This is a genomic window from Arthrobacter sp. LjRoot14, assembly GCF_964253905.1.
Lineage (GTDB): Bacteria > Actinomycetota > Actinomycetes > Actinomycetales > Micrococcaceae > Arthrobacter.
The window spans coordinates 1,730,193-1,742,845 of the sequence record NZ_CAXURL020000001.1 but is presented as its reverse complement, the minus strand read 5'-3'; the positions used below and the strand labels follow the sequence as shown (position 1 = coordinate 1,742,845).

The following is a 12,653-nucleotide window of genomic DNA, read 5'->3' as shown; positions in this document are numbered from 1 at the left end:
GTGCAGGATGCTCCTGCGCGGGCGGTTCGAGTGTGCCTCAGGCTGGCGATTGAAGCCGGCCGTTCAGGCGAAGGCAGTTCAGGCGCGTGCCGGAGCCGGTGCCGCAACTTCCTGTTCGACGTGGTGGCCGGCGATCATGGTCTGCTCGTCGAAGGGCTCTTCACCGGACAGGACACGCTCCACCTGGCCGCCGTCGATCTCCTTGACCCAGGTGCCGATCAGGACAGTGGCCACCGCGTTCCCCGTGAAGTTGGTCAGGGCGCGGGCCTCTGACATGAAGCGGTCGATGCCGACGATCATGCCGACGCCGCCGAGCAGTTCGGGCTTGTGGGCCTGCAGGCCTGCGGCCAGGGTGGCGAGGCCGGCGCCGGTGACACCGGCAGCACCCTTGGAAGCGATGATCATGAAGACCAGCAGGGAAACCTGGGCGCCGAGGTCCAGCGGGGTGCCCATGGCGTTGGCCACGAAGAGGGACGCCATAGTCAGGTAGATGGCCGTGCCGTCAAGGTTGAAGGAGTATCCGGTGGGAACCGTGACGCCGACAACCGGCTTGGAGACACCCAGGTGCTCCATCTTGGCGATGAGGCGCGGCAGGGCGGCCTCGGACGAGGACGTGGAGAAGATCAGCAGGTATTCGCGGGCCAGGTACTTCATCAGGCGGAAGATGTTGACGCCTGCCACGACCTGCAGCAGGCCGCCAAGGATGACCACGATGAACAGTGCGCAGGTGATGTAGAAGGCGAGCATCAGGGTGAACATGCTGACGATTGCCTGGAAGCCCGTGGCGCCGACGACCGCGGCGATGGCGCCGAAGGCACCGACCGGCGCCAGCCACATGACCATGATGAGGATGCGGAACACCAGTGCCTGGCCGTGGCCGATGGCCTTGAGGATGGGGGCACCCTGGGGGCCCATCTTCTGCAGGGCGAAGCCGACGAGGATCGCGGCCAGCAGGGTGGGCAGCACCGGAATGTCGCCCGGGATGATGCCCAGCAGGAAGTCAACCGTGCTGTCTGCGGCCGCCTTCTTGTTGGGATCGTACGGCGTCAGCTTGAGGCCTTCACCGGGGTGGATGAGGTTGCCCACCACGAGGCCGATGGCCAGCGCGAAGGTGGACATTACGATGAAGTAGCCCAGCGCCAGGCCGCCCACCTTGCCTACAGTGGCGGCCTTCGCGATGGAGCCGATGCCCAGGACGATGGTGCAGAAGATCACCGGCGCAATCATCATCTTGATCAGCTTGATGAAGCCGTCGCCCAGCGGTTTGAGAGATTTGCCGACCTCCGGGAACATGAGGCCGATCACTGCGCCGAGGATCACGGCAACGATGACGGCAATGTAGAGGTAGTGCGACTTGTCGAGTCCTTTGCGCTTCGCCTTGACAGGCGCAGCTGACTCTCCTCGTTGAGAAGCCATGATGTGTCTCCTTATGGATAATCTGGAAGACGTTGCGGCACAGTCTCTGGGCTCTGCACGTCCGTCCGGTGTGATATCCATCATTGGGCATGGCGTGACCTGGCTCACCGTTGCGTTCATATTGGTCGTGGAAGGTTGGAATGAGGCACAAGTGGAGCATCGCGCGCCGGCTGTTCGTGGCGCATCTGCTGTTCATGCTCGCGCTGACCGCGACAGTCGGAACAGCCACCTTTATCGACGCCCGGGACCACGCCTACGACGAGGCCGGCCGGCGGATGTCCGGCATCGCCACGGCCATTGCGGACAACCCCCTGGTCCTGCAGGCAGCGGCGTCGGCCAACCCGTCCGCAGTGCTGCAGCCCTACGCCCTGGATGTGATGAGCGACGCCGACGCGGATTTCATCACCATCATGGCTCCGGACCGGACCAGGTGGACGCACCCGCGCGACGAGGAACTCGGCAAGCCGTACATCGGGTCCATTGATGCCGCCCTGAACGGGCAGGTGTTCACGGAAATCACGGCCGGCACGCTCGGCCCGTCGGTCCGCACGATAGCGCCCGTCAAGGACAAGTCCGGAAACGTCAAGGCCCTGGTGGCAGCCGGGGTGACGGTCCGGACGGTGGACGTTGCCGTCTCAGGCCGCCTGCCTGCCTTGCTGGCCATTGCCTTTGCCCTCCTGGTGGGGGGCTCGGTGGCGTCCTGGCTGCTGGGCCGGTACCTGCGCAATGTCACGCGGGGCTGGGGTCCCGAGCAGCTCGCCCAGCTGTTCGCGTACTACGAGTCCGTCCTGCACTCCGTCCGAGAGGGGGTGATCCTCATCGATCCCAAGGGCCGGGTGGTGATGTACAACGACCAGGCGGCCGAGCTCCTGGGGCTCACGCCACGGCCGTCGGGGGCCGATCCCGCCTCAGCCTTCCTGCTCGGCGACCTCCCCCTGGCACCCAGCTTGAAGGACCTGTTCGAGTCCGGCCGGGCGGCCCAGGATGAAATCCACCTGGCCGGCCCGCGTGTGCTGGTGATCAACCAGGGACCTGCGGTGGGCCCGGCTTCATCGGCCGGCCGGCAGCGCCCGGCAGTGTTCGGGACCGTGGCCACCATCCGAGACCGCACGGAGATCGAGTCCCTGGGCAACGAACTGGAAACCATGCGTACACTTTCGGACGCACTGCGCGCCCAAACCCACGAGCACGCCAACCGCCTCCACACGATCGTTTCCCTGATGGAACTTGGGCGGGCGGACGAGGCCCTGGATTTCGCCACCAAGGACCTGGAGCTCAGCCAGCAGCTCACCGATGAGATGGTGGGCGCCATGGAAGAGCCGGTGCTGAGCGCCCTCCTCATGGGCAAGGCGGCCGAGGCGCACGAACGCGGCGTCGAACTGGGCCTGCAGGCGAACAGCACTGCCGGGACGGCCGGTGTGGCCGTCCAGGACCTGGTGACCATACTTGGCAACCTGCTGGACAACGCCATCGACGCTGCGGCCGACGCTCCGGCGCCCAAATGGGTCGAGTTGTCGGTGGAGTCGGGCGTCAGGGGTGTGGATATCACCGTGGAGGACTCCGGACGCGGAATCGACCCCGGCGCCGTGGACGACGTGTTCCGCCACGGGTTCAGCACCAAGGCGTCCGGCACGTACGGCCGGGGGCTGGGCCTGGCGCTGGTCCGGCAGGCCGTGCACCGGCTGGGTGGCACCGTGGCGATAACCAATCCCCGCGGGGCGCATTTCCATGTTTTCCTACCCGCAGCAGGCACCACCAAGGAGACTTCATGAGCGATATCCGAGTCCTCGTCGTCGAGGACGAACCGGTGGCCGCGGCCGCGCACGGCGCCTACGTGGGGAGGCTCCAAGGCTTTTCCCTGGCCGGCACGGCCCCTGACGGCCAATCGGCGCTGCGGCTCCTGGCGGAATTCGCTGCCGCCGGCAACCCCGTGGAACTCGTCCTGCTGGACATGAACCTTCCCGATCTCCATGGCCTGGACATCGCCCGGCGGATGCGGTCATCAGGCCTGTTGCCGGACATCATTGCGATCACCGCCGTGCGTGAACTCAATATCGTGCGCAGCGCAGTGTCCATCGGCGTGGTCCAGTACCTCATCAAGCCCTTCACCTACGCCACATTCGCGGACAAGCTGGCCAGCTACCGGCAGTTCCGTGAGCAGCTCGCCGCAGGGGTGGGCGGGAGCAGGTCCGGCGCGTCACAGAGCGACGTCGACCAGGCATTCGCGAGCCTGCGGGCGCCGAGTGAGCTGCCGCTTCCCAAGGGCCTGTCGACGTCGACCCTGGACGCCGTGCAGGAGTTCATGAAGCAGCAGGCTGATGCCGTCTCCGCCACGGAAGTCATGGACGCCCTCGGGATGTCCCGCGTGACGGCCCGGCGGTACCTCGAGTACCTCGCGGATGCCGGAACCGTCTCCCGGACTGCCCGGTACGGTGCGCCGGGCAGGCCTGAGAACGAGTACCGCTGGATCAGGAGCTGACGGTGGCCGGCTCCGGCGAGCGCCCGGCTGATAGCTCCCCGGACTAGTTCCGGGGCGCGGCCGGACGCAGTGTTTCGATTAGCTGGTCGATCACCCCGGCGTCCTCAATCGTGGAGGGCACGACGTACTCCTCGCCGTCCGCAATCTGCCTCATGGTCTTGCGGAGGATCTTGCCCGAACGGGTCTTGGGCAGGGCATCGACCACTGCCACGTGCTTGAAGTCCGCGACGGCTCCGATGTCCCGGCGGACCAGCGCGATCAGGTCCTTGACCAGAATGTCCTCCGGCACATCCACCCCCGATTTCAGCACCACGTAACCGCTGGGCCGCTGGCCCTTCAGCGGATCCGCCAGGCCGATCACCGCGCACTCGGCCACCGCCGGGTGCTGTCCAATGACCTGTTCCATGGCGCCGGTGGACAGCCGGTGCCCTGCCACGTTAATGATGTCGTCAGTGCGGCCCATCACGAACACGTAGCCGTCCTCGTCCCGGTAGCCGGAGTCGCCGGTGGCGTAGGAGCCCTCAAATGCCTGGAGGTAGGAGGAGACGTAGCGTTCGTCGTCGCCCCAGAGAGTGGTCAGCGTTCCGGGCGGCAGCGGCAGCCCCAGCACAATGTTTCCTTCCGTCCCGGTTTCGACGTCCTCCCCCAGACCGTCCACGATGTTGAGCCTGAAGCCCGGCATCGGAACGCTGGGCGAGCCCGCCTTGATGGGGAGCTCCTCCAGCGCGCGCGGGTTGGCGCAGATGGCCCAGCCGGTCTCGGTCTGCCACCAGTGATCCACCACGGGGACACCCAGGGTCTGCGCGGCCCAATGGAAAGTATCGGTGTCCAGCCGCTCCCCCGCTGCGAAAAGCGTTCGCAGGCTGGAGATGTCATAGTCCCGCAGCAGTTTCGCTTCGGGGTCGGCCTTGCGGATGGCGCGCAGCGCTGTGGGGGCCGTAAAGAGGACATTGACCTTGTGGTCCCGGATCACCCGCCAGAAAGCGCCCGCATCAGGTGTTCCTACCGGTTTTCCCTCATAGAGGACAGTGGTGGCTCCAGCCAGCAGCGGCCCGTAGACAATGTAGGAGTGCCCCACCACCCAGCCGACGTCGGAAGCGGTCCACATGACGTTTCCCGGGCCGATGCCGTAGACGTTTTCCATGGTCCAGCTAAGCGCCACGGCATGGCCGCCGTTGTCCCGCACCACCCCCTTGGGTGCACCCGTGGTTCCCGAGGTGTAGAGGATGTAGAGCGGGTCCGTGGCCTTGACGTCCACCGGCGCCGCCGGTTCTGCGGCCGCCATCTCGTTGTCCCAGTCCAGCCAGCCCGGGTGGTCAGACACTGAGGACGCAAACCCCTCCCGTGCCGCGACGATCACGGGAAGCCCCGGAGCGCCGGCGAGGCCAAGGGCTTCCTCAACCGCGGGAAGGTATTCGATCCGGCGCGATGGCTCGATTCCGCCGGATGCCGTGACCACCACGGCGGGGGCGGCGTCTTGGATACGCGCCGCCAGCTCCTTGGGCGCAAACCCTCCAAAGACCACCGAATGGACCGCTCCGAGCCGCGCAGTAGCCAGCATGGCGATGACGGCTTCCGGGATCATCGGCATGTAAATAACAACCCTGTCCCCCTTGCCCACGCCGCGCCGCCGCAGAACCCCGGCAAAGCGGGCCACGAGCTCCGTGAGTTCGGCGTAGCTGAAGCGCCGCTGGATACCGAGCATGGCGGAATCGTAGATCAGCGCATCCTGCCCGCCACGCCCGGCCGCCACATGACGGTCCAAGGCATTGTAGGACGTGTTGAGGACGCCGTCCGGAAACCAGCTGTAAAGCGGCGCCCGGCCGGAATCAAGGGCCTGCGTCGGGGGCGCCGACCAGGAGATCTTTCCGGCAGCATCCAGCCAGAACTCATCGGGCCTGTCCAGGCTCTGTGCGTAGCTGTCCTGATAGCTCTTGGTACCCATGAAATGCATCCCGTCCACGACATTGTGATGAGGGCCATGCTAGTCCCGGCCGGGAAGCCAGCACAAGGCCTCATGTATACAAATCCGAGGCGAAATCAAGATTCTAGGGCAATTGCTGGGCAATCCAGCCCTCTGTGTATACACTGGGGAGCGTCAACCACTGAAGGAGGCAGGGATGCGCGCCAGCGACAGGGCCTATGCGGCATTGCGCGATGACATCATCGAATGGCGCCTCCTGCCCGGGACTGTACTCGCGGAAGTGGAGCAGTCCGAGCGGCTGGGGATCTCCCGCACACCTCTCCGGGAGGCCCTGAGCCGGCTCACCGCGGAGGGCCTGACGACGACGGCGGGGGGCCGCGGCGTCGTCGTCACCGATATTTCGCTTGACGACATCGACGAGCTGTTCGAACTGCGCGAAACCCTTGAAGGCAAGGCGGCCGCCCTGGCCGCCGAGCGCGGCGACTCCGCAACCTTCGAACAGCTCCGCCTTGAGCTCCTCCAGGCTCCGGAGCTGATCAACGGCAGCGATCCCGGCCGCCATGCCTACTACGAGCTCGCGGGCCGTCTCGACGCCGCCATCGACGCGGCTATTTCCAACTCCTATCTGGCCCAGGCCATGCGCAGCCTGCGCGTGCACCTGGTCCGGGTCCGCCGCTTGGCCGCCGACGACACACAGCGGCTTACCGCGGCCGCCGCCGAGCACGCAGCCATTGCGGAAGCGATTGCCGCGGGTAATCCCCGGCTGGCCGAAGCGGCCACCACCCTTCACCTGCACCGAAGTCTTTCCCACGTCAAAGTCACGCATACACCTCACTAAAAGGAGCACCATGGTCAAGGAACACCACGTCCGCGTTTACAAGAGCGAGGAAAACCTGCCCCGCGAGGACCAGCTCGCCTACAAGATCGCCAAGGTTGCCACCGATCCCGTCTCCGTCACGGACGAGGTCACCGACATGGTGATCAACCGGGTGATCGACAACGCCTCCGTAGCCATCGCCTCCCTGAACCGGGCCCCCATCGTAGCGGCCCGCGCGCAGGCACTGACCCACGGACCCACCACCGGCGGCAAGGGATCCAAGGTCTTCGGCATCGACGAACGCGTGGCACCGGAATGGGCCGCCTGGGCCAACGGCGTCGCTGTCCGTGAACTCGACTACCACGACACCTTCCTGGCCGCGGACTACTCCCACCCCGGCGACAACATCCCGCCGATCCTCGCCGTCGCCCAGCACGTCGGTTCCAGCGGACACGACCTCATCCGCGGCATCGCCACCGGCTACGAAATCCAGGTGAACCTGGTCAAGGCCATCTGCCTGCACAAGCACAAGATCGACCACGTGGCCCATCTCGGCCCCTCCGCCGCCGCCGGCATCGGCACCCTCCTCGGGCTCGACGTCGAGACCATCTTCCAGTCCGTGGGCCAGGCACTGCACACCACCACCGCTACGCGCCAGTCGCGCAAGGGTGAGATTTCCACTTGGAAGGCGCACGCACCGGCCTTCGCCGGCAAGATGGCCGTCGAAGCCGCGGACCGTTCCATGCGCGGCCAGACGTCGCCGGTCCCGATCTACGAAGGGGAAGACGGCGTCATCGCCTGGATGCTGGACGGCCCCGAGGCTTCCTACATGGTGCCGCTGCCGACTCCCGGCGAAGCCAAGCGCGCCATCCTGGACACGTACACCAAGGAACACTCCGCCGAGTACCAGGCCCAGGCCTGGATCGACCTCGCCCGGAAGCTGCACGGCGAGCGCCCCGAGGTCACCGACCCGGCCAACGTGAAGTCGGTGCTGATCAAGACCAGCCACCACACCCATTACGTGATCGGCTCCGGCGCCAACGACCCGCAGAAGTACAGCCCCACCGCGTCCCGCGAAACCCTGGACCACTCGATCCCGTACATCTTCACGGTCGCGTTGCAGGACGGCGCCTGGCACCATGTGGACTCCTACGCCCCGGAGCGGGCCGCGCGCCCCGACACCGTGGAGCTGTGGCACAAGGTCACTACAGTGGAGGACCCGGAATGGACCCGCCGCTACCACTCCCTCGACATCGCGGAGAAGGCTTTCGGCGGATCCGTTGAAATCACGCTCAACGACGGCACTGTCATTACCGACGAGATCGCCGTCGCCGACGCCCACCCGCTGGGTGCCCGGCCGTTCGCCAGGGAACAGTACGTCAACAAGTTCCGCACCCTCGCGGCCGGACTCGTCGCCGAAGAGGAGATCGAACGGTTCCTTGCCGCAGCAGCCCGGCTCCCGGAACTGGCCGCCGGCGAACTGGACCAGCTCAACATCAAGGCAGCCGACGGCGTGATCGACCTCGCTGCCGCACCGAAGGGACTTTTCTAATGCTGTATTCGAAGGTCACCCCGGAGCAGAAGCGGATCCGGTTCCGCGAGCTCCTGGCGTCCGGCTCGGTCCAGCAGTTCCCGGGGGCCTTCAACCCGCTCTCGGCACGGCTCATCGAGGAGAAGGGCTTCGCCGGGGTTTACATCTCCGGCGCCGTCCTGGCCAATGACCTGGGCCTGCCGGACATCGGGCTGACCACGCTCACCGAGGTGGCAACGCGTGCCGGGCAAATTGCCCGGATGACGGACCTGCCCAGCATTGTGGACGCCGACACGGGCTTCGGCGAGCCCATGAACGTGGCCCGCTCGGTGCAGGAAATCGAGAACGCCGGCCTCGCCGGACTGCACATCGAAGACCAGTTCAACCCCAAGAGGTGCGGCCACCTGGACGGCAAGAACGTGGTGGACCTGGACACCGCCACCAAGCGCATCCGCGCCGCAGCCGACGCCCGCCGGGACCCCAACTTCCTCATCATGGCCAGGACCGACATCCGCGCCACGGACGGGCTGGAAGCGGCGCGGGACCGGGCCAAGGCCCTCGTCGAGGCAGGGGCGGACGCCATCTTCCCGGAGGCCATGAAGGACCTCAGCGAGTTCCAGGCCATCCGCGACGCAGTGGACGTGCCCATCCTCGCCAACATGACCGAGTTTGGCCAGAGCGAGCTTTTCACCGTGGAGCAACTCCAGGGCGTGGGCGTCAACATGGTCATCTACCCGGTCACGCTGCTCCGTAGTGCCATGGGGGCAGCTGAGCGTACTCTGGAATCGATCAAGTCCGACGGCACCCAGGAGGCACAGGTAGAGAGCATGCTGACCCGTGCGCGGCTGTACGACCTGGTGGACTACGAGGCCTACAACCGCTTTGACACCGGGGTCTTCAATTTCAGGATTCCCGGCACCAACTGACCCCCTATTCATCCGGACTTCCGGCTCCGGCCGGCACACAGCATAAGGAACGAAGGAGTTTCAGCATGGCTGAAAATGAGATCAAAAAGGGCCTCGCCGGCGTCGTGGTGGACTACACCGCGGTGTCCAAGGTCAACCCCGACACCAATTCGCTGCTCTACCGCGGCTACCCGGTCCAGGAACTCGCAGCCAAGTGCAGCTTCGAGGAAGTGGCCTACCTGCTCTGGAACGGTGAACTGCCCACGCCGGAGCAGCTGGCCGGGTTCACGGCCAAGGAAAAGGCGGGGCGCCGGCTGGATCCGGTGGTCAAGCAGGTGATCGACGCGCTGCCCATCACCTCCCACCCGATGGACGTCTGCCGGACAGCGGCGTCCGTGATGGGAGCGCGGCATGAACTCGCCGAGGACTCCTCGCGCGAAGCAAATATGCAGAAGGCCATCGACCTGTTCGCCGCCATGCCGGCCGTGGTGGCTTACGACCAGCGCCGCCGCCATGGCCTGGAACTGGTGGAGCCCCGTGACGATCTGGGATACGACGCCAACTTCCTCTGGATGACCTTTGGTGAAGAGCAGGTGCCCGAGGTCGTGGACGCGTTCAACGTGTCCATGATTCTGTACGCGGAGCACTCCTTCAACGCCTCCACGTTCACTGCCCGGGTGATCACATCCACGCTGTCAGACCTACATTCGGCCGTGACCGGAGCCATCGGTGCCCTCAAGGGTGCGCTCCATGGCGGCGCCAATGAAGCCGTCATGCACACTTTCGATGAGATCGGCATACGCTCCGAGGAATCCCTGGAGGACGCCGCCGCCAGGGCCAAGGCCTGGATGGAGGATGCCCTGGCAAAGAAGAAGAAGGTCATGGGCTTCGGCCACCGCGTCTACAAGCACGGCGACTCCCGCGTCCCCACCATGAAGGCCGCACTGGACAAGATGATTGCCCACTACGGCCGGCCGGAGCTCCTGGGGCTCTACAACGGCCTGGAAAGCGCCATGGACGAGGCCAAGGGAATCAAGCCCAACCTTGACTACCCCACCGGCCCCACCTACCACCTCATGGGTTTCGACACCGCCACCTTCACTCCGCTGTTCGTCGCCAGCCGCATCACCGGCTGGACCGCGCACATCATGGAGCAGCTGGAATCCAACTCCCTGATCCGTCCGTTGAGCGAGTACAACGGCGTGGAAGAACGGCACCTGCCGTAATTCCGCAACCCCGGGAGTTTACGACGGCGGGCTGGTCACCTTTTCACAGGTGGCCAGCCCGCCGTCGTTCTTGGTGGTTACAGGGTCCGCAAGACGCTCACTGAGGAGGCCACCGTTTCGTTGTCGGCGTTGAGGGTGACCACGATGTCCACCGTCCCGCCTTCCAGTACCGGCGGCAGCCAGTGGTCCGCGTCCTGCCACATGCGGTCCACCGGCAGCGACAGTACATCAAACCATTCGGGGTCGATCTCCGGACTTTCCGCCGGCTCGCCCTGCCACCGGCGGGTGGTGAACAGGGTGGTGTGCATGTTCCATTCCGGGCGGTGGGGAAAGACGAACTCCACCACGCCGGCAGGGCGCAGGTCACGCTCGAGCACTATTACGCCGGACTCTTCCTGGACCTCCCGGCAGGCGGCTTCGGCGTGGCTCTCCCCCGGCTCCACATGACCGCCCAGCCCCACGATCTTGCCCCTGCCGAAACCGGTCTTCTTGAGGCCGAGGAGGACTTCCGTTCGGCCGCCGGGCCGGTCCCGGAGCAGGAAGCAGAGGGTTACGGGCGTCGAGGTCATGGACACCAGACTAGCTGCGTTGACTTGAGAGGTCAGCCCAGCGCCCTCGGGTGGGCGGCAGCGTAAATCTCCCGCAGGGTATCTGCCGTCACCAGCGTGTAGACCTGGGTAGTGGTGACAGAGGCGTGGCCGAGAAGTTCCTGGACCACCCGCACGTCCGCACCACCTTCCAGGAGATGGGTGGCGAACGAGTGGCGGAGAGTGTGGGGCGAAACGTCCTTGGTGATGTTGGCCTTGTCCGCCGCAGCCTTGAGGATCGTCCACGCGCTCTGCCGGCTGATCCGCCCGCCACGGGCGTTCAGGAACAGCGCCGGTGTGCCCTTGCCTTTGGCCGCCAGCAGCGGCCTGCCGCGCACCAGGTACGCGTCAAGGGCACGCGCTCCGTAGGACCCAACCGGCACCAGGCGTTCCTTGGACCCCTTGCCGAAGAGCCGCACGATGGCCGGGCCGGCCTGCTCTGTCTGGAGCGATATGTCGTCGACGTCCAGGCCCACCGCCTCGCTGATGCGGGCACCGGTGGAATAGAGGAACTCCAGCAGGGCCCGGTCCCTCAAGCCTGTAGCCGTGTCGGTACCGGCCGCTTCCAGGATCCGGGTGACCTCGTCCACACTGATGGCCTTGGGCAGCCGCTTGCCGGGCATGGGCGGGTGGACATCGCTGGCGGGATCCGCCGTCGTAATTCCTTCCAGCGCCCAGAACTTATGGAGGCCGCGGACCGCCACGACGGTCCGGGCGGCGGACCTGACACCGAGTGCTGTCCCGCCGTCGGAACCGTCGGACAATGCCTGCACAAACCCGGTGACGTGCCGCCGGGTGACATCGCCCGGGCGTTCCGGGCCGCATACGGCGAGGTAGTTCGCGTACCGGGCAAGGTCACGGCGGTAGGCGGACAACGTGTTCGCCGCCAGACCCCGCTCCACGCCCATGTGCTGGAGGTAGTCGTTCACGGCGCGGTCTATGGCGTTGCGTGGCCGGCCCGAACCTTCGCTTTGTGTTTGTCCGGCACGCGTTGGTTCAGCACGCGTTGGTTCAGCACCGGTTGGTTCTGCACGCGTTGGTTCAGCACCGGCACGTTCCGGCGCGGGAGTGACGGTGCTGCCCATTAACGCTGGCTGGGATGGGCGGGCCAGGGGGCGTTTGCCGGACGCAGATGCTCGAAGCCGTCCGCGCGTGCCGCCGCGGCGGCAAGAATTCCGACGACGGCGGACGGGTTGTGCAGCCGGCCCTCCAGAACGGCCGCCACCGCTTCCTCCAACGGTGTCCAGTGCAGTTCTATCTCGGCTTCCTCATCCGTTCGGACGTGGAGTTCATGATCCGGCACGTCGCTCAAATCCCGGGCGAGGTAAATGCGGATCGCCTCGCTCGAGGATCCCGGGGAGTTGAAGAAGTCGGCCAGCACATTCCAGCTGCCGGCCACCAGGTCTGCCTCCTCGGCGAGCTCACGCGCGGCGCCCACCACGAAGTCCTCGCCCTCAATGTCCAGCAGGCCGGCCGGGATTTCCCACAGGTCCATGCCGACGGGATGCCGGTACTGCTTCATCAGCAGAACTTCGCCGGCATCATTCATCGGCAGGACTGCTACCGCACCCGGGTGGTCGATGTAGTCGCGCACCAGTTCGTCGCCGTGTTCGCTGAGCTGGAAACTGTCGCTGACGACGTCCCAGATGCGGCCTTCGTACACCTTCCGGGACGACAAAAGACGGCGCGGGCTCGGCGCATCCGAAACCTGCCGTGCAGCATTGGGGGTTTCAGGCATACCGGGCATCGCGCCGTCCTTTGATTTAGT

The 12,653-nt window shown here is 65.9% G+C and carries 11 protein-coding genes; 6 read left to right on the top strand and 5 right to left on the bottom strand.

Annotated elements, in window-relative coordinates:
• Window positions 1-78 precede the first annotated feature (78 nt).
• A complete protein-coding gene (locus tag ACSQ12_RS07850) occupies window positions 79-1,416 on the bottom strand; it encodes a cation:dicarboxylate symporter family transporter (protein WP_436064963.1) in 1,338 nt (445 codons plus the stop codon).
• A gap of 140 nt (window positions 1,417-1,556) precedes the next feature.
• Here ACSQ12_RS07850 and ACSQ12_RS07845 point away from each other — a divergent pair, with 140 nt between their 5' ends.
• Window positions 1,557-3,188 carry a sensor histidine kinase gene (locus ACSQ12_RS07845; protein WP_209746046.1) on the top strand — a complete coding sequence of 544 codons (1,632 nt, stop codon included), beginning with the start codon at window positions 1,557-1,559 and terminating at the stop codon, window positions 3,186-3,188.
• On the top strand, window positions 3,185-3,895 hold the full coding sequence (locus tag ACSQ12_RS07840) for a response regulator (RefSeq protein WP_209746048.1): 711 nt from the start codon (window positions 3,185-3,187) through the stop codon (window positions 3,893-3,895). Before ACSQ12_RS07845 ends, ACSQ12_RS07840 begins: the two co-directional genes overlap by 4 nt.
• A 43-nt stretch (window positions 3,896-3,938) precedes the next feature.
• Here ACSQ12_RS07840 and ACSQ12_RS07835 read toward each other — a convergent pair whose 3' ends face one another.
• Complete coding sequence (locus tag ACSQ12_RS07835) at window positions 3,939-5,840, bottom strand: AMP-binding protein (protein WP_436064962.1); 1,902 nt, start codon at window positions 5,838-5,840, stop codon at window positions 3,939-3,941.
• A gap of 175 nt (window positions 5,841-6,015) precedes the next feature.
• On the opposite strand from ACSQ12_RS07835, the gene ACSQ12_RS07830 reads away from it, so the two are divergent.
• The 4 genes from ACSQ12_RS07830 (at window position 6,016) to ACSQ12_RS07815 (ending at window position 10,298) form a co-directional block, all read left to right on the top strand.
• Window positions 6,016-6,657, top strand: a complete 642-nt coding sequence (locus ACSQ12_RS07830) for a GntR family transcriptional regulator (protein WP_104175530.1) — start codon at window positions 6,016-6,018, stop codon at window positions 6,655-6,657.
• A 10-nt stretch (window positions 6,658-6,667) separates the two neighbouring features.
• Complete coding sequence (locus ACSQ12_RS07825; RefSeq protein WP_436064961.1) at window positions 6,668-8,188, top strand: MmgE/PrpD family protein; 1,521 nt, start codon at window positions 6,668-6,670, stop codon at window positions 8,186-8,188.
• A complete protein-coding gene (prpB, locus tag ACSQ12_RS07820) occupies window positions 8,188-9,093 on the top strand; it encodes a methylisocitrate lyase (RefSeq protein ID WP_436064960.1) in 906 nt (301 codons plus the stop codon). The genes ACSQ12_RS07825 and prpB overlap by 1 nt, the downstream gene beginning before the upstream one ends.
• A gap of 65 nt (window positions 9,094-9,158) precedes the next feature.
• Window positions 9,159-10,298 (top strand): bifunctional 2-methylcitrate synthase/citrate synthase, encoded by a 1,140-nt coding sequence (locus tag ACSQ12_RS07815; RefSeq protein WP_209746055.1) that lies wholly within the window; start codon window positions 9,159-9,161, stop codon window positions 10,296-10,298.
• A gap of 77 nt (window positions 10,299-10,375) precedes the next feature.
• Here ACSQ12_RS07815 and ACSQ12_RS07810 read toward each other — a convergent pair whose 3' ends face one another.
• The 3 genes from ACSQ12_RS07810 to ACSQ12_RS07800 are packed head-to-tail and all read right to left on the bottom strand — an operon-like array spanning window position 10,376 to window position 12,632.
• On the bottom strand, window positions 10,376-10,867 hold the full coding sequence (locus ACSQ12_RS07810; protein ID WP_436064959.1) for an 8-oxo-dGTP diphosphatase: 492 nt from the start codon (window positions 10,865-10,867) through the stop codon (window positions 10,376-10,378).
• 32 nt (window positions 10,868-10,899) lie between these two features.
• Window positions 10,900-11,970, bottom strand: a complete 1,071-nt coding sequence (xerD, locus tag ACSQ12_RS07805) for a site-specific tyrosine recombinase XerD (RefSeq protein ID WP_436064958.1) — start codon at window positions 11,968-11,970, stop codon at window positions 10,900-10,902.
• Window positions 11,970-12,632: an NUDIX domain-containing protein gene (locus ACSQ12_RS07800; protein ID WP_436064957.1), complete on the bottom strand. Its 663-nt coding sequence runs from the start codon at window positions 12,630-12,632 to the stop codon at window positions 11,970-11,972. The genes xerD and ACSQ12_RS07800 overlap by 1 nt, the downstream gene beginning before the upstream one ends.
• Between the last annotated feature and the right edge of the window lie 21 nt (window positions 12,633-12,653).